At 68.8% G+C, this 17,657-nt stretch carries 17 protein-coding genes; 9 read left to right on the plus strand and 8 right to left on the minus strand.

Annotated features, from left to right (window positions below):
- Window positions 1-199 precede the first annotated feature (199 nt).
- The 3 genes from GTZ93_RS20210 to GTZ93_RS20220 all read left to right on the plus strand — a co-directional run bounded on the left by GTZ93_RS20210 (window position 200) and on the right by GTZ93_RS20220 (window position 2,256).
- Entirely contained in the window at window positions 200-799 is a 600-nt protein-coding gene (locus GTZ93_RS20210) for a hypothetical protein (protein ID WP_233596595.1), read from the plus strand.
- 18 nt (window positions 800-817) lie between these two features.
- Entirely contained in the window at window positions 818-1,369 is a 552-nt protein-coding gene (locus GTZ93_RS20215; RefSeq protein ID WP_139919954.1) for a hypothetical protein, read from the plus strand.
- A gap of 92 nt (window positions 1,370-1,461) precedes the next feature.
- The gene (locus tag GTZ93_RS20220) at window positions 1,462-2,256 is read left to right on the plus strand and encodes a lytic transglycosylase domain-containing protein (protein ID WP_139919955.1); all 795 of its coding nucleotides are present in this window, start codon (window positions 1,462-1,464) and stop codon (window positions 2,254-2,256) included.
- On the opposite strand, the gene GTZ93_RS20225 is transcribed toward GTZ93_RS20220, so the two are convergent.
- The 3 genes from GTZ93_RS20225 to GTZ93_RS20235 all read right to left on the minus strand — a co-directional run bounded on the left by GTZ93_RS20225 (window position 2,253) and on the right by GTZ93_RS20235 (window position 4,723).
- Window positions 2,253-2,774 carry a DUF4334 domain-containing protein gene (locus GTZ93_RS20225; protein ID WP_139919956.1) on the minus strand — a complete coding sequence of 174 codons (522 nt, stop codon included), beginning with the start codon at window positions 2,772-2,774 and terminating at the stop codon, window positions 2,253-2,255. The genes GTZ93_RS20220 and GTZ93_RS20225 overlap by 4 nt on opposite strands.
- Window positions 2,771-3,889 carry an NAD(P)-dependent alcohol dehydrogenase gene (locus GTZ93_RS20230; RefSeq protein WP_161662937.1) on the minus strand — a complete coding sequence of 373 codons (1,119 nt, stop codon included), beginning with the start codon at window positions 3,887-3,889 and terminating at the stop codon, window positions 2,771-2,773. Before GTZ93_RS20230 ends, GTZ93_RS20225 begins: the two co-directional genes overlap by 4 nt.
- Before the next feature lie 75 nt (window positions 3,890-3,964).
- Window positions 3,965-4,723 (minus strand): glucosamine-6-phosphate deaminase, encoded by a 759-nt coding sequence (locus GTZ93_RS20235; protein ID WP_139923718.1) that lies wholly within the window; start codon window positions 4,721-4,723, stop codon window positions 3,965-3,967.
- A 224-nt stretch (window positions 4,724-4,947) separates the two neighbouring features.
- Between GTZ93_RS20235 and GTZ93_RS20240 the strand changes: the two genes are divergently transcribed.
- From GTZ93_RS20240 to GTZ93_RS20250, 3 genes are all read left to right on the plus strand, one after another.
- Window positions 4,948-5,985, plus strand: a complete 1,038-nt coding sequence (locus GTZ93_RS20240) for a 6-phosphofructokinase (RefSeq protein ID WP_120574557.1) — start codon at window positions 4,948-4,950, stop codon at window positions 5,983-5,985.
- Between the two features lie 104 nt (window positions 5,986-6,089).
- Entirely contained in the window at window positions 6,090-7,724 is a 1,635-nt protein-coding gene (locus GTZ93_RS20245) for a long-chain fatty acid--CoA ligase (RefSeq protein ID WP_139923720.1), read from the plus strand.
- An 84-nt stretch (window positions 7,725-7,808) separates the two neighbouring features.
- Entirely contained in the window at window positions 7,809-8,345 is a 537-nt protein-coding gene (locus GTZ93_RS20250) for an FHA domain-containing protein (protein ID WP_120561334.1), read from the plus strand.
- Here GTZ93_RS20250 and sitI6 read toward each other — a convergent pair whose 3' ends face one another.
- Both sitI6 and sitA6 read right to left on the minus strand, forming a co-directional pair.
- Window positions 8,346-9,062 (minus strand): SitI6 family double-CXXCG motif immunity protein, encoded by a 717-nt coding sequence (sitI6, locus tag GTZ93_RS20255; RefSeq protein WP_139915724.1) that lies wholly within the window; start codon window positions 9,060-9,062, stop codon window positions 8,346-8,348.
- Between the two features lie 3 nt (window positions 9,063-9,065).
- Complete coding sequence (sitA6, locus tag GTZ93_RS20260; RefSeq protein WP_139915723.1) at window positions 9,066-9,782, minus strand: SitA6 family polymorphic toxin lipoprotein; 717 nt, start codon at window positions 9,780-9,782, stop codon at window positions 9,066-9,068.
- Window positions 9,783-9,905: 123 nt separating this feature from the next.
- Between sitA6 and GTZ93_RS20265 the strand changes: the two genes are divergently transcribed.
- From GTZ93_RS20265 to GTZ93_RS20275, 3 genes are all read left to right on the plus strand, one after another.
- Complete coding sequence (locus tag GTZ93_RS20265) at window positions 9,906-11,078, plus strand: metallophosphoesterase (RefSeq protein WP_139915722.1); 1,173 nt, start codon at window positions 9,906-9,908, stop codon at window positions 11,076-11,078.
- A 130-nt stretch (window positions 11,079-11,208) separates the two neighbouring features.
- Window positions 11,209-11,793 (plus strand): hypothetical protein, encoded by a 585-nt coding sequence (locus GTZ93_RS20270; RefSeq protein WP_139915721.1) that lies wholly within the window; start codon window positions 11,209-11,211, stop codon window positions 11,791-11,793.
- Between the two features lie 8 nt (window positions 11,794-11,801).
- Window positions 11,802-12,572 carry an HNH endonuclease gene (locus GTZ93_RS20275; RefSeq protein WP_139915720.1) on the plus strand — a complete coding sequence of 257 codons (771 nt, stop codon included), beginning with the start codon at window positions 11,802-11,804 and terminating at the stop codon, window positions 12,570-12,572.
- 2 nt (window positions 12,573-12,574) lie between these two features.
- On the opposite strand, the gene GTZ93_RS20280 is transcribed toward GTZ93_RS20275, so the two are convergent.
- From GTZ93_RS20280 to mtnA, 3 genes are all read right to left on the minus strand, one after another.
- On the minus strand, window positions 12,575-15,781 hold the full coding sequence (locus tag GTZ93_RS20280) for a CHAT domain-containing tetratricopeptide repeat protein (protein WP_139915719.1): 3,207 nt from the start codon (window positions 15,779-15,781) through the stop codon (window positions 12,575-12,577).
- 105 nt (window positions 15,782-15,886) lie between these two features.
- The gene (locus tag GTZ93_RS20285; RefSeq protein ID WP_139915718.1) at window positions 15,887-16,531 is read right to left on the minus strand and encodes a class II aldolase/adducin family protein; all 645 of its coding nucleotides are present in this window, start codon (window positions 16,529-16,531) and stop codon (window positions 15,887-15,889) included.
- Complete coding sequence (gene mtnA, locus GTZ93_RS20290) at window positions 16,528-17,643, minus strand: S-methyl-5-thioribose-1-phosphate isomerase (RefSeq protein WP_120593590.1); 1,116 nt, start codon at window positions 17,641-17,643, stop codon at window positions 16,528-16,530. The genes GTZ93_RS20285 and mtnA overlap by 4 nt, the downstream gene beginning before the upstream one ends.
- Between the last annotated feature and the right edge of the window lie 14 nt (window positions 17,644-17,657).

Below are 17,657 nucleotides of genomic sequence, written 5' to 3' on the forward strand. Positions count from 1 at the left end.
TTGCACGCATTCCCAGGTCCTGGGGTACAGCGCAGCGTGTCGGGAACCGGGCAGTCCCTCCACCGCGGGTCGTGGCATCCCGGAAAGCCCGTACGGGTTTCGCGTGAAGCACTTCATTTCCTGCTCGCCTTCCGCGAAGAATGGCCGCTGGGCCGGCATTCACCGTGGAACTTTCGTCATGACGATGGACTCTTCTTCCTTGAGACGACGACACCCTTCCCTTCTCTCCTCCGGCATCGCCCTGGGGTGCCTGGCGGTGTTGGGCACCGCCACCCCGGCGCTCGCCCAGGACGACGCGCCCCACAGGGTGGGCCTGCTGCTGGACGCGGGCGCTCCGCACGGCATCGGCCTGTCCGCGGTGGTGCGCCCCACGAACTGGCTGCGGCTGCAAGCGGGCCCCACCACGAACACGCTCAGCATCGGCGTGCGCGGCGGTGTGACCCTCCTGCCGATAGACACCTTCATCGCGCCGACCCTCAACGTGGAGGCCGGGCACTACTTCGGTTCGGAGTACAGCGAGGTGCTGGACTGGCTGGGCCGCGAGCCGAGCTCCACGTCGGAGGCCATCCGCGACGTCACCTACAACTACGTGACGGGCAGCGTGGGCCTGGAGGTGGGCACGAAGAGCCGCTTCAACTTCTTCCTGAACGTGGGCCTGAGCTACGTGGCGCTCACCGTCCCGGAACCCACGCCGCTCATCCAGGACGCCTCCGGCGACGACAGCGTCACGTCCGGACCGCTGCATCTGCGCGCCACCATCCCGTCGGTGAAGCTGGGCTTCATCGTCTACTTCTTCTGAGCCAGGAGACCTCTCACCATGCGAACGAAATCCTTCCGCACCCTCCTGCTCGCTGGCGCCGTGACCCTGTTGGGCACGGGCTGTGATTCGCTCTTCACCATCGAGGTGGAGGCCGAGCGCATCTGCAAGACCGAGAACGACCTGTCCTTCCCCGCCTCCCCGCCCATCGCCGGCTCCGTGGAGCAGTCCTTCACGATTCCGCTGGGTGACTTCGCCAGCGCGCTGCCCGAGGACGCCGACGTGGAGACGGAGCTGCGGCTGAAGCTCTTCGACGCCACCGCCAGCACGGACATCAGCGGCATCGAGCGCGCCAGCCTCGCCGTGCGCAAGCCGGGCTCCGCGGAGTACGTGGTGCTGGGCGAGTTCCGGCGCACCGGCACCGGGGGCTCCACGAACAAGCTCGAGCTCACCAGCAGCGGCGCGGTGAACGTGCTGGACCTGGCCAAGCAGGAGGAGCTGGAGTTCCGCTTCCAGGCCACGGGGTCGCCCCCCACGCAGTCGTGGACCGCCGACGTCGAGGTCTGCGTGGGCGCCAAGGCGAGCGCCAACTACTTCGGCCTGCTGTTCTGAAGCCTCCACTCCCGCCCCGGCGCAGGACGCCGCCGGGGCGGCGAGTCGGCCGGAAGCTGGACGGGAACACCCGGCGCCCTTAAGTGGGGAGGGTGGGACGCAAGCGGGCCGTGGGCGGCATCGAGATTCCGAAATGGGCGTGGCTGGTGCCGTGCGCGCTGGTGCCCGTGGTGCTGCTCAACCTGGGCGTGGCGTGGCTGGGCGGGACGCAGGTGTCGCCCCTGTCCTTCTCCTTCCTCCAGACGAAGGCGCGCGCGCTGGGAGCCTACGTGGCACACCGGCCCGAGTGCGTGCTGGACGGACACCCGCCGCTGGAGCCGCTCATCGAGGACACGGAGCGCCGCCACGGGATTCCGCCGGGGCTCTTGAAGGCGCTCATCCAGGTGGAGTCGGAGACGCGGGTGCACCGCATCTCGCCCGCGGGGGCCATGGGGCCCGGGCAGCTCATGCCGGACACGGCGGCGCTGATGCGGGTGGAGGACCCCTTCGACCCGGCGCCATCCGTCGACGCGAGCGGGCGCTATCTGGCCGAACAGCTGCGCAGGTTCCGCGACGTGCGCCTGGCGGTGGCCGCGTACAACGCGGGCCCGGGGTCGGTGAACGGGCGCGTGCCGCACAACGGGGAGACGGAGTTCTACGTCGCCAAGGTGCTCGCGGCCTATGAGCACACGCGGCCGAAGGCACCGGTCGTGGTGAAGCGCCCGGCTGTCTCCGCGACTCCGGTCAAGGCGGTCGCGGTGAAGGCCCCCGTCGCGCGGAAGGCCCGTCCGCCGGATGCGTCCGTGAAGCCGGCCGCCGCACCGAAGCGGACGGCCCCCGTGAAGCCCGCGTCCCGTCCGGCCGCGGGCAGCAAGCCTGCCGCGAAGCTCGCCTCCGCGACGCGTTAGGGGCGAAGCCTGGGTGGGGCCTCCGGGTCACGGCGCAGCACGAAGAAGTAGGGCGCCATCTCCCGTGCATCCATCAGCCCCAGCAGCGTGTCCCCGTCCACCTTCCGGAACACATCGAGGCTGGGCCGGTCGTCGTAGACCATCGTCGCGCTGAGCCGTCCGCGGTACTCCATCACGCGCAGCCGCGCCTTGAACTGCCCGGTCTCCACCACGGCCCGGTGCGGCGCCACGGGACCTGGGAGCTCCGGCGACGGCCACTTGCGCGGATCCACCGGGAACACCGTCTTGCGGTCCTCCGTGTAGAAGAGCAACGGGTGCACGCTCTCCGCGTCGATGAACTGCTTGCCGTACCAGCCGGTCGACGCGAGCAGTCCGTCCAACGGGTGTCCCGTCTGGAACTCGCGCCCCTGCCACGTGCCGCGCATGGACCCGATGTCCACCGCGGGCAGACTGTCGAACAACGCGAGCGCATCCTCCACATGGACACGCCCGGCCTTCACTGCTTCATCGAACGTCATGTCGTTCCGCCTCCTGGCATGCACAGCACCGGTTTGACCGCCACGCGCGCCTCCATGTCGTGGACCGCGTCGTTGATTGCTTCGAAGGGATACGAGCGGCTCAGCTTCTCCAACGGGAAGCGCCCCTCCGCGTTCAGCGCGACCAGCCTGGGGATGAAGGCCTTCGGATCCACATTGCCTTCGAGGATGCCCACCAGCCTCCGCCCCATGAGCAGCGCCGTCATGGAGAGCGAGACCTCCGCGTCCCGGCCAGGAAGCCCGAGCAACCCGCAGGTCCCCAGCGGACGTGTCACGTCGAACGCCTGCCGCAACACCTGGGGCGACCCGACGCACTCCAGCGAGAAGTCCACGCCTCCGCGGGTGAGCGTCACCAGCGTCTTCGTGAGCCCGGGCTCGTCCGCCAGGAACGTGTCCGTGGCCCCCAGTTCACGCGCGAGCTCCAGTCGCTCCGCGCTGAGGTCCACCGCGAGGATGCGAGATGCGCCCGCGACCCGCGCCGCCATGATGGCCGCGAGGCCGACGGAGCCCGCCCCGAAGACAGCGAGCTGCTGCCCCCGCTGAAGCCGGAACGCCTCCAGCACCGCCCCCGCCCCCGTCTGGAACCCGCAGCCCAGCGGAGCAATCCGCTCGAGCGGCACCGAGGCGTCCACCTTCACCGCGTTGTGCTGATGCGCCAGCACGTGCGTGGCGAATGACGACTGATGGAAGAAGCTCGAGCGGACGGGCTCGCCGCGCCACCGCATGGGGAACGAGCCGTCCGGACGCGAGCCGGAGAAGTTCCCCGCGTAGCCCCGCTCGCAGTACGGAAAGTGTCCGCCCGCGCACGTGCGGCAGCCACGGCACGAGAAGTAGCTGAGCACCACCGCGTCGCCAGGCTGGAAGCCCGTCACGCCCTCCCCCACCGCCTCCACCACGCCCGCGCCTTCGTGCCCCAGCACCGCGGGCAACGGGAAGCGGCCCGCTCCCGCCCGGTACGCGAGGTCGGTGTGGCAGATGCCGCTCGCCGCCACCCGCACGCGCAGCTCGCCCTCCCGAGGCGCATCGAGCTCGACGTCGTCGATGACGAAGGGACCACCCACTTCCCGCAGCAGCGCGGCTCGCACTGGAAGACCCATGGCCGCATACTATTGGCACTTCGCCAATAAAGTCACATACCCCCGGCCTTTCGGGGTCGCACGTGCCTTTCCGGGTCAGGTCCGGGCTGCTTCCAGCTTGCGCCCGTGCAGGCCGCTGGCCGCGCCCGTGTCCAGCCAGAGCTCCACGTCACGGTGGAGCTGGAGGAACGACGCGGGCCACCGGGGCGTGAGCGGGCCGTGCACCATCGCCGTCACCGCCGCGGCCTTGTTCACGCCGAACGCGAGCACCACCACCTTGCGCGCCTGGAGCACCGCAGCCATGCCCAGCGTCAGCGCCGCCATGGGCACCTTGGACGGATCATCCCCGAACGCCATCACATGAGACAGCCGCGTCTCCCGCGACAGGCGCGCGCGGTGGCTCGTCGCCGTCAGCACCTCGCCGGGTTCGTTGAACGCGATGTGCCCGTTGGGCCCCACGCCCAGCAGCAACAGGTCCAGCCCCCCGGCCGCCGCGAGCGCCGCGTCATAGCGCGCGCATTCCGCCTCCGCGTCCGGCGCGCACCCGTCGAGGAAGTGGATCCGCTCCGTTGACAGATTCACATGCCGGAACAGGTGCCGGTCCATGTACGCGCGGAAACTGCCTGCGTCCTCGGGTGGCAGCCCCAGGAACTCGTCCACGTTGAACGTCGTCGCTCGCGACAGGTCCAGCGCCCCCTGGGCCGCCAGCTCCACCAGGTTCCGGTACACGTTGAGCGGCGAGCGCCCCGTGACGAGCCCCAGCACCAGCTCCGGCGTGTGGCGCACCGCCTCGGCGATCCGCGCCGCGCAGGTGGTGGCCGCCTCCTGCTCCGTCTGGAACACCCGTAGGTCCATGTGTTGGCCAGCATATGCCGGCCGCCCCGGTCGCCGGCCCCTCAGCCGCCCGGTGCGTGGCGCCGCGCGGCAAGGCCACACGCTTCCGGGAATGACACATGAGCGCCGCGGACGATTGACAAGCCCGGTCCCCCGCACGCCCGGGGACCGGGGGAGGTTTCCCACGGGCACTCCGTGCAATCCGTCCTCACGCGCGGAGGCCGGGTCGCGCTAGAACCGGATCCATGAAAGTCGCCGTGCTCACCGGCGGGGGTGATTGCCCCGGCCTCAATGCGGTCATCCGCGCCATTGTCCGCCGTGCCAGCGAGCACGGCTTCGAGATGATGGGCCTGCGTGATGGATGGAAGGGCCTGCTGGACGACAACCACTTCCGGCTCACGCGGGAGACCACCTCCGGCATCCTCCACCGGGGTGGCACCATCCTGGGCACCTCGCGCGTCAACCCGTTCAAGGTGGAGAACGGCCTGGAGCGCGTGAAGCGCTCCATGGAGCGCAATGGCATCCACGCCGTCATCGCCATTGGCGGCGAGGGCACCCTGTCCGCCGCCACGCGCATGTCCCAGGAGGGCCTGCGCATCGTCGGCGTGCCGAAAACAATCGACAACGACCTCAACGGCACGGACTTCACGTTCGGCTTCGACACCGCGGTCCACATCGCGACGGAGGCCGTGGACCGGCTGCACTCCACCGCGGAGTCGCACAAGCGCGTCATCGTCTGCGAGGTGATGGGCCGTCACGTCGGGTGGATCGCCACCTACGCGGGCATCGCCGGCGGCGCGGACGTCATCCTCGTCCCGGAGATTCCCGCGGACCTGGAGGCCGTCGCGCAGCACCTGCAGCGCCGTCACGCGGGCGGGCGCACCTTCTCCATCGTGGTGGTGGCGGAAGGCACGCGCATCAAGATGTCCGCGGAGCAGAACGAGCAGCTCGTCACGACCGGCTCCCTGGACGAAGCAGGCCGTCCGCGCCTGGGCGGCGTGGGCAACATCGTCGCGGCGGAGATTGAGCGGCGCACCGGCTTCGAGACGCGCGTCTCCGTGCTGGGCCACATCCAGCGCGGCGGCGCCCCCACGGCGCACGACCGGGTGCTCGCCACCCGGTTCGGCGTGCATGCGTGCGACATGGTGGCCCGGGGCGAGTTCGGCAAGATGGCCGCTCTGCGCGGCAACGAAATCGTCAGCGAGCAACTGGCCGAAGCCACCCGCGAACTCAAGCGCGTGCCCAAGGAGTTCTTCGAAGTCGCGCAGGTTTTCTTCGGCTGACATTGACGTAATGCGCCATGCCTGCCCCCACCGGGAGTGGCAGGCATGACGCCGCGCATCCGGTAGCATCCGGCCCTTCCCCCTCTCCCGAAGGGATGGTGCCGATGCTCACCGGTCGCATGATGGACTTCCCGCTCACCCTGACGCACTTCCTGGAGCGGGCTCGCTCCTATTACGCCGCGCAGGAGATCGTCAGCCGCAGGCCGGACAAGTCCCTGCACCGCTACACGTACGCGGACTTCCACCGGCGTGTCTGCCAATTGGCTAACGCGCTCACGCGGCTGGGAGTGAAGCCTGGGGACCGCGTGGCGTCGCTGAGCTGGAACCACCACCAGCACCTGGAGGTGTACTTCGGGGTGCCGGCGATGGGCGCGGTGATGCACACGCTCAACCTGCGGCTGCACCCCAACGACCTGGGCTACATCGCGCGCCACGCCGAGGACACGGTGGTGGTGGTGGACCGTTCGCTGCTGCCGCTGGTGGAGAAGTTCGAGAAGGCCGTCGGCAGCATCAAGCACGTCATCGTCATTCCGGATGACGGGCCGGTGCCGGAGGGGCGGCTGGACTACGAGAAGCTGCTCGCGGCGGAGTCGCCCACGTTCGAGTTCCCGCGCCTGGATGAGAACAGCGCGGCGATGCTCTGCTACACGTCCGGCACGACGGGCAACCCGAAGGGCGTGCTCTTCAGCCACCGCTCCATCGTGCTGCACTCGCTGGTGTGCTGCATGCCGGAGGTGCTGGGGCTGAGGGAGTCCGACACGGTGCTGGCGGTGGTGCCCATGTTCCACGCGGCGGCGTGGGGCCTGCCGTTCGACGCGCTGCTCACGGGAGCGAAGCAGGTGCTGCCCGGGCCGCACCTCGACCCCCAGTCGCTCCTGGAGCTGATGCAGAACGAGAAGGTCACGGTGGCGGGCGGCGTGCCCACCATCTGGCTGGGCATCCTGGCGCAGCTGGACCGGGAGCCGGGCAAGTGGGACCTGAGCCGGATGCGGCACATGGTGATTGGTGGCTCCGCGGCGCCGCCGGCGCTGATTGACGGGTTCCGCAAGCGGCACGGGCAGAACGTGCTGCACGCGTGGGGCATGACGGAGATGAACCCGGTGGGCACGCTCGCGCGGCTCAAGGGGGACCTGCACACGGCGTCGCCGGAGACGCAGCTGGATGCCTACGCGTCGCAGGGCTACTCCGTGCCGTTCGTGGAGACGCGCCACGTGAGCGACACGGGGGAGATTCTCCCCTGGGACGGCAAGGCCATGGGCGAGCTGGAGGTGCGCGGGCCCATGGTGGCGGCGTCCTACTACGGGGACGAGGGCAAGGACCGGTTCACGAAGGACGGGTGGTTCAAGACGGGCGACGTGGTGACCATCGACCCAGCGGGCTACCTGCACATCACCGACCGCAGCAAGGACGTCATCAAGTCCGGCGGCGAGTGGATCAGCTCCGTGGCGCTGGAGAACGCGCTGATGGCGCATCCATCCGTGCTGGAGGCGGCGGTGTTCGCGGGGCGGCATCCGAAGTGGGACGAGCGTCCGCTGGCGGCGGTGGTGTTCAAGCCGGGGCAGGAGGCGACGAAGGCGGAGCTGACGGCGCACCTGGAGAAGCAGTTCGCGAAGTGGTGGCTGCCGGATGACATCCTCTTCGTGGCCCAGATTCCGCGCACGTCGACGGGGAAGTTCCTGAAGATGAAGTTGCGGGAGGATTACGGCGACCACCTGATGAAGGCGTCTGTCGCGTCCTGAAGTGGTTGGAAGGACCGCCGGGCAGCTGACACTGGGAGTCCGTGGCTCGCGCTAGGGCGGGGCTGGGGGTAACGTGGGGGCGTGATGCCCTCTGTCCAACAGCTCCGCCCGTTCGCCTACGCGCCCGTCCAGGCGTTTCTGCAAGCCTCCGGACCGGTGGTGCTGATCCAACAGCCGCCGGAGCCGGTGTTCCAGCAGGTGGCGTTGCGCCTGGCGGAGGCGCGCACGGTGGGGATGGCGCACCGCTCACGGCTGGTGGACCGGCTGCTGGTGATGCTCCAAGCGTTCGACTCGCTGGAGGTCCACTTCCTGGGGCCGGAGCAGGACGGGCAGGAGCTGCGGGTGGGGCGGATGGAGGGGTGCACGCTGATGGTGCACGACCCCTCCGTGTCGAAGCATCACGCGGTGCTGCGCTGGCACGCGACGCAGGGGACGTGCTCGGTGAAGGACCTGGCGTCCATGAACGGCACCTGGCTGAACGCCGCGGAGCTGGGCGAAGGCGAGGAGCGGATGCTCACGGACGGGGACGCGCTGGCCTTCGGGGATGCGCAGTTCCTGTACCTGCGAGCGGAGACGCTGCACTCGCACCTGCGGCTCGCGAGCCCGGGTGGGGGGATGTGACTACTCGGCGGGAAGTTCGCGGTAGTGCACGTCGCTGGGGCCCAGGCGCTGCACGGTTTCGACGAAGCGTTCGCTGACGACGAGCAGGCATGCGCCTTCAACGCCGAAGACGTCGAGTCCTTCGGGCACAGAGGAGCGCAAGAGCCAGCGCTTTGGTGGCAGAGAGAAGGACTCCGGGCGGCCGCAGATGTCGCACGCTGGCGTCTTCCATTCGCCGATGCAGTCGGGGTGCAGCTTCGCCAGGGGCCGGGCTTCCAGTTCGTAGAGCGCAGGCATGTTGCTCCGGCGGGACTTGAGCTCCATCCGGACAGCGATGACGCCTTTCAGGCCTTCAGCCTTGAGCAATTCGACCGCGTCCTCGCGGAGGAGCACCACCCAAGAAGGCCAACAGGTCACAGGGCCGAACTTGCCTTGGGCGGTTCCGACCATGGGACCGAACGAGCCACCTGCATGAACGGGCAGTTCAGGAGGAACAAAGGGACGTACCAGTGCCACCAGCCGCTTGTACTCCTCAAGGGATGTAGGGCCCTTTGGATTTGCGAGCACCGGTTCATCCACGGCTGAAAGGTCCACTGAAGGAAATGCACCTATCCGTGACCAGATGCCGTAACGAGGACAGTCGACACCAGACAGGTGCCATCGGTGGCGTGCTCGGTATTTTCCGCTCCATTGTCCCGGCTCGTCGAAGCTCGGTTTCTCGATAGAGAAGTAGCGCATGGCTCAGTCCTCGGCGGATACGGGCGCGAGTTCTACCTGCTGCCAGTACGTCATCGTCAGCCCAAAGAGTCCGTACTTCTGAATCATCCAGGAGGCATGCTCAAAGTACGTCGGTATCGGTACGTCACCTTGGTCCCGCTGGATGAACGCATCCCAATCCTGGTTCCAAGGTCCACCATCCTTGCCCCGGTGGATGCGCGCATGAACTTCCGCATCAATCGCGATGACGTACTTATGGATGTCGATGCGCTTGTCATCGAAGTGATCCTTGAACGCCTGCGGGAAGATGTGGTGACGCTCCTTCGGCCGCTTCGCCCACTCCTGTTGCGCCTTCTTTCGGCGAAGCTCGCTGGGCAGCTTTTCCCGTGGATGCCAGCGGAACACCATGACGGGCACCGCGTCACGCGGCAGGCCCTGCGCACTTCCCCACGTCCGCTGCGGCCCGCTGCCGGGCGCAACGAAGATGGGCGCCACTGGCATGGCGCCTCGCGTCCGCACGATGCGCTTCGGTGACAGGTCCTCGCACCGGAACAGCGCGCAGACGTCGTCCTCGCAGACGTGCGTGAGGCACTGGTCCTCATCGCGGGCCTCGCACTCCCGCGACGACTCTGCCCGCACCCACTCATTCGCCGGTAAGGGCCCGGGTGCGGATGCACACCCCAGCAGCATCACCAGCCACAGCCACCCGACACGGGCGCCGGCCCCGGAGATTCTTCTCATTTTCCTGTTATTCCACGTTCACTCCCGTGGAGCCCAGGAGGCGAGCAACCCGGTCACGGGGCACAGCGCGCTGTCAGGCGAGCCGTTATCCTCGGGGTTCCTCACACCGAGAGCGCGCACACCATGGGAAGGCTGTTGGTCCTGCTGTTCGTCTACCTGGGCGCGTATCTCGTGCTGCGCAGGCTGTTGCCCGTCGTCACCCGAGGCTGGCGCCATGGCGTGCTGTTGGGCCTCTCTGTCTTCGCGTTCGCGGCGTGGACCGTGCCCGCTGTCACGGGCTACGGCCTGCACCACACGCCTCCGGCCCTCGTGCCGGTGAAGCTGTTCGCCGTGGTGTGGAGCATCGCCGCGCTGCTGGTGATGCTGATGGGCCCGCCGTTCCTCATCCTCAAGCTGCGCGCCGAACGCCGCCAGCAGGCCGCGCCTCCCGGCGTGAACATGGAGCGCCGCAACCTCCTGGTGAAGGCCGGACAGGCCATGCCCGTCCTCGCCATTGGAGCCAGCGGCGTGGGCGTCGTGAGCGGCAGCCTGGGCTTCACCGTTCGCGAGGTGGAGGTGAAGCTGCGCGGCCTCTCCGCCGCGCTGGACGGCTTCCGCATCGGGCAGATCACCGACGTGCACGTGGGACCCTTCATCTCGCCCGAGTACCTGCGCGGCGCCGTGGAGGTGATGAACACCGCGGGCGTGGACCTCCAGGTGATGACCGGCGACCTCATCGACGACGTGAACCAGGTCGACGAGACGATGGCCGCCCTCGCCTCCACGACGGCCCGCCACGGCATGCTCGCGGTGCTCGGCAACCATGAGCACTGGCGCGGGCTCGATGAAGTCCTGGGCGGCTATGAGCAGTTGGCCCAGCGTGGCGCGCCAGTCCGGCTGCTGGTGGATGAAGCCCACGTGCTGGAGCACGGCGGCCAGCGCGTGCGCGTGGTGGGCGTGGACTTCCCCATGTCCGGCGCCAGCCGCACCGGGAAAGAGCGCCGCTGGCAGCGCTCCGCGGAGACGGCCTTCAAGGACGGGAGCCCGGACGACGTGGTGCTCTGCCTCTCCCACCACCCGGACTTCTTCCCCTACGCCGCCGAGCGCGGCGCCCGCCTCACGCTCGCGGGCCACACGCACGGCGGACAGGTGGCCTTCCTGGGGATTCCCCTGTTCGGCTTCGCCTTCAAGCACATGCTGGGCCGCTACCGATTCAAGGACAGCCACCTCTACGTCTCCGGCGGCACGGGGCACTGGCTCCCCTTCCGCATCGGCGTCCCTCCCGAGGTGACGCTGCTCACGCTGCGCAGCGCCTGATCCCTCCGTCGAGGTAACGAGCGTTACAGCCATTCAGGGCGGTACGACATCCCTCTGAGGAGGGATGCCCAAGGTCCAGGCTTCCTCCTACCCTCCGGTGCTTCATCGCCCGCACTGGGGGGAAGCGACCATGTCGGAAGAGGTCACCCGATTCGGCAAGCTCGAGGAGCTTGCCTGGCAGGTCTACCGGGTCCGCACGGGCTCCAGCAGCTACACGGTCGGCGTCTACGAGTACGAAGGGCGCCGCTTCGCGGTCATGCGTGGCCAATCCAAGAACCTTGGAGGCCATGTTGACCTGAGGGATTCCGACCCGAAGGTGGAGGGGCGTTCGCTCTTCGAGGTTCCCCCCTCGGAGTGGGTGGGAAAGAGCCTGGAGATTGGCACCGCGACCACGTCGCGCGTCGTCGAGGTTCAGAGGGAGCGGGACTCCGACATCCTCACGAACATCACCCGGATCCAGGTGCTGGCACCGGCCGCCCCCGCGCCCACGGTCAAGAAGGCACAGGCCGCTCCCGAGCCCAAATACGAGGAGCCGCCCTATCCGGAGAACTGCGTCCAGGATGTCCGGTTCGCGGCGTACCTTCTGCGCAAGGTCTACAACCAGCAGCGGTTGATCGAGGACCTGGAGCAACGCCCGGAACAGTTCGACCGGTTCAAGGTCGCCCTCGCGGATGCCGCCCTCATGATGAAGGCCATTGGCCAGAAGCTCGGATAGGGACCGCCATGACCATCAAAGCCCATTTCGCCATGACCCATGCCACGCCCGATGATCAGGATCGGAGCTGGTCCATGTGGAGCGGATGGAAGGCACGTCACTGGCCGACCTTCGTCCTCCGCCCCGGACTTCACTTCTACGGCTACGACAAGAAGCTGAAACGCTTCACCACGCTCCTCAAGGTGACTCGCGGCAGGGCGTTCGAGTACGAGAACAAGCGTCAGTTCACCCACACGGTGAAACGACTGATTGAGGTCGACACCCATGACAATTCTGGATGGTTGAAAGCCATGCAGCCATCGGGGTTCGGCGTGGCCTTCGATTACGCCCTGGTCGCCAGGGTCGACATCGCGTTCCCCGGAAGCCGCTTCCCGCACCTCGGCTGGTACAAGATGCCGACGAAAGCGGCTCATGCGGCATTGATGGATGACCCGGGTGGCCATGAAGAAGGTGGGAAGCAGTACCGGACACACCTGACCTACGAGCGGAGCGCCCGGCTGCGCGCGGAGGCGAAGTCCCACTGGAGGAACAGGCGGGGCCGGATCACCTGTCACGTGTGCGGGTTCGACTTCGTCGAGCGCTACGGTGCGCTCGGGGAGGACTTCATCGAGATGCACCACGAGGTCCCGGTCTCGGAAGGGAAACGGGTAAACTCCGTGGAGTCACTCATCCCCCTGTGCGCCAACTGCCACCGGATGATTCATCGGAATCCGCAGGAGCTTCTCAGCATCCAAGCGCTTCGGCTCCTGCTCCAGAAGCCCGTTTCAACGAAACGCTAGAGTCAGGGCCGCGCGCCTGCGTCGAGCAGTCGCAGCGGCGTGTCCCGCCCCATGGCGATGAAGGGCGCCCAGTAGTGCGGATGGGGCTGCGCCCTGCGCAGCTCCCGCATCGCTTCGCGCAGCGCCGTGGCCAGGCCCTCACCACCGAGCAGGTGGCGATAGTAGGTCTCCATCAACGTACGCGTCGTCGCGTCGTCCACCTTCCAGAGACTCATCACCACCGTCTCCGCACCCGCCACCAGGAAGGCCCGGCGCAGGCCGTAGACGCCCTGGCCTCGTCGGACCGCGCCCCGGCCGGTGTCACACGCGGACAGGACCACCAGCTGCGTGCCCCACAGGTCCAGGCCCGCCAGCTCCAGCGCCGTCACCAGCGCGCTGTCGGAAGCATTCTTCTCCGTCTCCCCCGCGAGCAGCAGGCCGGAGCGCAGCAGCGGATCCGGCGGGCGCGCGGCCTGCGGATCCTCGCCCAGCGCTCCGAAGGTCGCGACGGCTCGCGCGTTCTCCGGCGCGGCGGCGTCCTCCAGGAAGAAGCCGTGGGTCGCCAGGTGCAGGATGCCCGGTGTGCTCAGGTGCAGCAGCCGCTCCTTGGTCGCCTTCGGCCCCAGGAACAGCTGCGCCTGCGGGAACAGGCGCTGGATGGCCTCCGCCTCCTCGCGCGAGCCCGGCAACGGCACCGGTGCCCAATCCCTCGCCACCAGGTCCTCACGCCGCAGCGAAGGCGAACGCTCCGCCACCACGGACGCGCCTCCCGCGGGGATCGGGGACGCCTGGAGCCCCGTGTTGAACGCGGGATCCGCCAGCACCACCACCGAGGACGCCGGCCTCCGCTGCTGGGGCCGGGGCAACAGGTCCTTGCCGGACGTCACGTAGGTGAAGTCGTAGCTGTCCACCAGGTACCGCCGCCCGTCGTGCAGCGCCGCGAAGGGCACCAGCGCCAGCTGACCATCCGGTGAGAGGAAGAGACGGCGGGCCTTCCCCAACAGCGGGAGCAGCGGCTGGAACGCGAGCCGGTAGAGCGCGTGGGCGGAGTCCTCGAAGGCCGCGTCCCGGCGAGCCAGCGCGTCTCGCAGGCTGGAGGCCGCGGCTTCGATGGGCGCCGCGGGCCCCAGGTCCAACGCGCGGATGTTCCCGTCGGGCAGCAGCACCAACGCCAGACAGCGGAGCTGGGCCGTGCCCCTTCCCAACACGAGGGGACGGTCCTCGTAGGTGATGAACTCCACGAGGGCACCATCGTCCGGCAGGGCTCCCGCGACACGGTCGACGATGTCATCCGGCGCGGGCAGCGCGGACAACGCGCGCAGCGGCGCGGAACGGCTGGCGAGCGTCGCCTCCAATGCATCGCCCTGCTCGGTCAGCGCCGTGAGCTGTCGCTGATAGGAGGACGGTGTGAGCGCCCCGGGCCCGTGCAGCGAGAGACTGGCCAGCTGGGTTCGCAGCTTGCGCAGCTGCTCGAAGGTGCCTCGCTCCTCCGCGCCCAGGCTCCGGTAGACCGCTCGGGAGATGTCCGCCGTTTCCTCCACGGAGCGGCCCTTGAGCAGCAGCGCGGCGCTCAATGCCAGACGCCGGACGTGGGCGGAGTCCGGGTGCGCTCGCACGAGCGCGTAGAGCTGCTCCTCGTCCGCGCGCAGGTGCTGGAGGAAGCTGGCCAGCCGCGCCTCGGAGAACTCGAGCGCCTCGCGACGCAGGCGCTGCTCGGAGACTCCGAAGGCGCGCGTGAACAAGGGCACCGCGTCGTCCAGGCGGTCCTGCGCCAGACGCAGGAGCGCCAGGTTGTTGAGCGACGCAGCGAGGTCCGGATGATTCCGGCCCAGCACGGCTTCGCGAATCGCCAGCGCGCGCTCGTAGAGCGGCTCCGCCTGGCTGTATTTCCCCTGGTCCCGGTAGAGCGTGGCCAGGTTGTTGAGCGACCCCGCGACGTCCGGATGCCTCTTGCCGAGAACCTCCTCCCAGATGGCCAGCGCGCGCGCGTAGAGCGGCTCCGCCTGGCTGTACTTCCCCTGCTTCCGGTACAGCGTGGCCAGGTTGTTGAGCGACGCCGCGACGTGCGGATGGTGCGTTCCGAACGCCTTCTCCCAGATGGCCAGCGCCCGCGCGTAGAGCGGCTCCGCCTGGCTGTACTTCCCCTGCGCCTGGTAGAGCGTGGCCAGGTTGTTGAGCGCGGCGGCCAGGTCCGAAGGGCTGCCGTCCGTCGCCGCCTCCCGGATGGCCAGCGCCCGCGCGTAGAGCGGCTCCGCCCGGTCGTACAGCCCCTGGTCCTGATAGAGATTGGCCAGGTTGTTGAGCGAGTCCGCGACCAACGGATGCTTCTTGCCCAGCGCCTCCTCCCGGATGGAGAGCGCGCGCAGGCCCAGCGGCTCCGCCCGGCCGTACTGCCCCTGGTCCTGGTAGAGCGTGGCCAGCGTGTCGAGCGAGTCCGCGACCAGCGGATCCTCCTTGCCCAGCGCCGACTCGCGCAGGGCGAGCGCCCGCACGTAGAGCGGCTCCGCACGGACATACAGCCCCTGCTCCCGGTAGAGCAGCGCCAGGTTGTTGAGCGAGTCCGAGACGGTGAGGTGATGCTTGCCGAGCACGGTCTCCCGCAAATCCAACGCGCGCGAGTAGAGCGGCTCCGCGCGGCTGTAGAGCCCCTGTTGTTGGTAGAGGTTGGCCAGATTGTTGAGGGACTCGGCGAAGGCGGACTGGTTCTCGCTGAGGGTCACCTCCTGGCTGGCGAACGCCCCCATGCGGCGACGCTTGTCCAGGCTGAACAGGTTGTTCGTCCGCCGGGACATCGCGTGCCCATGGTCGTAGAAGCCCCCGGCCTGACGGTCCGTCTCCATGGCGGGCGAGGCGGCGAAGCCGAGCAGCCTGGCCACCGTGACGGCCTTCACCGCGTCGTCGTTCACCACCGCTTCCCGGATGGCCAGCGCGCGCTCGTGAACGACGCCCGCCCGGGCGAAGTCTCCCTGGAGGCGGTACACCTCCCCCAGCAGGCTCAGGCAGTAGGCGACGTCCGGATGCGAGTCCCCGAGCACGGCCTCCCGCAGCGCCAGGGCGTGCTCACCGGGCGCCACGGCCTCCGCGTACCGACCCTCCTCGTAGAGCGTCGCGGACTGCTCGTAGGCCTGGAGCGCGTCCTTCAGCCGCGGATCCGAGGGTTCCCGCCCCACCGGCATGAGCGAGGCACACCCCAGTGCCATCATCACCATGCACCCGAGAACCCACCGCATGCCGACTCCTCCTGGAGACCGAGGCTGACCCAGCCGCCTCCCCCCTGTCCGACTTAGAGGCAGGGACCCCAAGAATCATGCAGGAACATGTGCGCGGAGCGACGCCTACTGGCCATACCCCCGGAATTGCTGGAACACACGCTCCATTTCCGCGTCGTCCAGCACCACGGGCTCGCCCAGTTGGAGCGCGCGCCAATACATGGCCGCCAGCGTCTCCACCTCCACCGCCAGCTTCCAGGCCGCTGCCAGGTCCATGCCCACGGCGACCATTCCGTGGTTGGCCAGCAGACACGCCTTGCGGCCCTCCAGGGCCACCATCATGTGCCTCGCCAGTTCCGGCGTGCCGAAGGTGGCGTACTCGGCGCACCGGATGTCCGTGCCGCCCGCCGCGGACACCATGTAGTGGAAGGCGGGGATGCCCCGGCGCAGGCAGGCCAGCGTGGTGCTGAACATGCTGTGCGTGTGCAGCACCGCGCCCACCTCCGGCCTCGCCTGGAGGATGTCCCGGTGCAGCTGCCACTCGGTGGACGGCTTGCGGTGACCCTCGTGCGAGCCGTCGAAGCGCATGAGGACCAGGTCCTCCGGCGTCATCGTCTCGTAGTTCATCCCGGACGGCGTGAGGAGGAAGCCGCCCTCCACCCGCTGGCTCAGGTTGCCGGACGTGCCCTGGTTCAGCCCGGAGGTGTTCATCCGCCGCGAGGTGGCCACCATCGCCTCGCGCAGTGCCTGGTGGCCCCCCGCCCCGCTCACTTCGCGGGGCTCCGCTGAGCGCGCCGCTCCGGGAAGAGGGACAGCATCCCCTCCTCCGTCGCGGGACACACGCCGCGCTCCGTGACGAGCGCCGTCACCAGCCGCGCGGGCGTCACGTCGAACGCGTAGTTCGCGGCGGGGCTCCCCGGAGGCGTAATCCTCACCGTGGCGATGTCTCCCGAAGGCAGCCGGCCCGTGACGTCACTGAGCTCCGCACCGTCGCGCTGCTCGATGGGGATCTCCTTCACGCCATCCTGGATGGTCCAGTCGATGGTGGGCGACGGCAGCGCCACGTAGAACGGCACGCCGTTGTCCTTCGCGGCCAGCGCCTTCAGGTACGTGCCAATCTTGTTCGCCACGTCCCCGCGCGCCGTCGTGCGGTCCGTGCCGACGATGCACAGGTCTACTTCCCCGTGCTGCATCAGGTGCCCACCGACGTTGTCCGCGATGACCGTGTGCGGGACGCCGTGCTGTCCCAGCTCCCACGCCGTCAGCACCGCGCCCTGGTTGCGCGGACGCGTTTCGTCCACCCAGACGTGCAGGGGGATGCCCGCGTCGTGCGCCAGGTACATGGGCGCCAGCGCCGTGCCCCAGTCCACCGTGGCCAGCCAGCCGGCGTTGCAGTGCGTGAGCACGTTGAGCCGTCCCTTGCGGCCCTTCTTGTCCCACGCCTCCTGGAACAGCTTCAGCGCGTGCTCGCCGATGGCGCGGTTGATGGCCACGTCCTCGTCGCACAGCGCCGCCGCCTGCCGGTACGCGGCCTCCACGCGCTCGGACGGCTTCAGCGGCGCGAGCACCTGGCGCATCCCATCCAGCGCCCAGTGCAGGTTCACCGCCGTGGGCCGCGTGGCCCGGAGCATGGTCAGCGCCTTCTCCAGCGCGCCGTCGGACGCGTCCTGCCGCATGGCCAGACACACGCCGTACGCCGCCGTGGCGCCGATGAGCGGCGCGCCGCGCACCAGCATGCTGCGGATGGCATGGCCCGCTTCGTCCGCCGTGGACAGCTTCACCTTCACGAACGCGTGCGGCAGGCGCGTCTGGTCGATGACGCCGACGCTCCAGCCGTCGGACTCGACCCAGATGGAGCGCATCGGAACGCCTTGGACTTTCATCGCCGTGTCTTCCT

Source organism: Corallococcus exiguus, assembly GCF_009909105.1.
In the GTDB taxonomy this organism is placed as follows: Bacteria; Myxococcota; Myxococcia; order Myxococcales; family Myxococcaceae; genus Corallococcus; species Corallococcus exiguus.

Coding starts and splice junctions, on each gene's coding strand:
- GTZ93_RS20215 (WP_139919954.1), top strand. CDS start 818: ATGCGAACGAAATCCTTCCGCACCCTCCTGCTCGCTGGCGCCGTGACC.
- GTZ93_RS20270 (WP_139915721.1), top strand. CDS start 11,209: ATGTCGGAAGAGGTCACCCGATTCGGCAAGCTCGAGGAGCTTGCCTGG.
- GTZ93_RS20250 (WP_120561334.1), top strand. CDS start 7,809: ATGCCCTCTGTCCAACAGCTCCGCCCGTTCGCCTACGCGCCCGTCCAG.
- GTZ93_RS20245 (WP_139923720.1), top strand. CDS start 6,090: ATGCTCACCGGTCGCATGATGGACTTCCCGCTCACCCTGACGCACTTC.
- sitA6 (WP_139915723.1), bottom strand. CDS start 9,782: ATGAGAAGAATCTCCGGGGCCGGCGCCCGTGTCGGGTGGCTGTGGCTG.
- GTZ93_RS20225 (WP_139919956.1), bottom strand. CDS start 2,774: ATGACGTTCGATGAAGCAGTGAAGGCCGGGCGTGTCCATGTGGAGGAT.
- mtnA (WP_120593590.1), bottom strand. CDS start 17,643: ATGAAAGTCCAAGGCGTTCCGATGCGCTCCATCTGGGTCGAGTCCGAC.
- sitI6 (WP_139915724.1), bottom strand. CDS start 9,062: ATGCGCTACTTCTCTATCGAGAAACCGAGCTTCGACGAGCCGGGACAA.
- GTZ93_RS20235 (WP_139923718.1), bottom strand. CDS start 4,723: ATGGACCTACGGGTGTTCCAGACGGAGCAGGAGGCGGCCACCACCTGC.
- GTZ93_RS20230 (WP_161662937.1), bottom strand. CDS start 3,889: ATGGGTCTTCCAGTGCGAGCCGCGCTGCTGCGGGAAGTGGGTGGTCCC.
- GTZ93_RS20240 (WP_120574557.1), top strand. CDS start 4,948: ATGAAAGTCGCCGTGCTCACCGGCGGGGGTGATTGCCCCGGCCTCAAT.
- GTZ93_RS20280 (WP_139915719.1), bottom strand. CDS start 15,781: ATGCGGTGGGTTCTCGGGTGCATGGTGATGATGGCACTGGGGTGTGCC.
- GTZ93_RS20265 (WP_139915722.1), top strand. CDS start 9,906: ATGGGAAGGCTGTTGGTCCTGCTGTTCGTCTACCTGGGCGCGTATCTC.
- GTZ93_RS20275 (WP_139915720.1), top strand. CDS start 11,802: ATGACCATCAAAGCCCATTTCGCCATGACCCATGCCACGCCCGATGAT.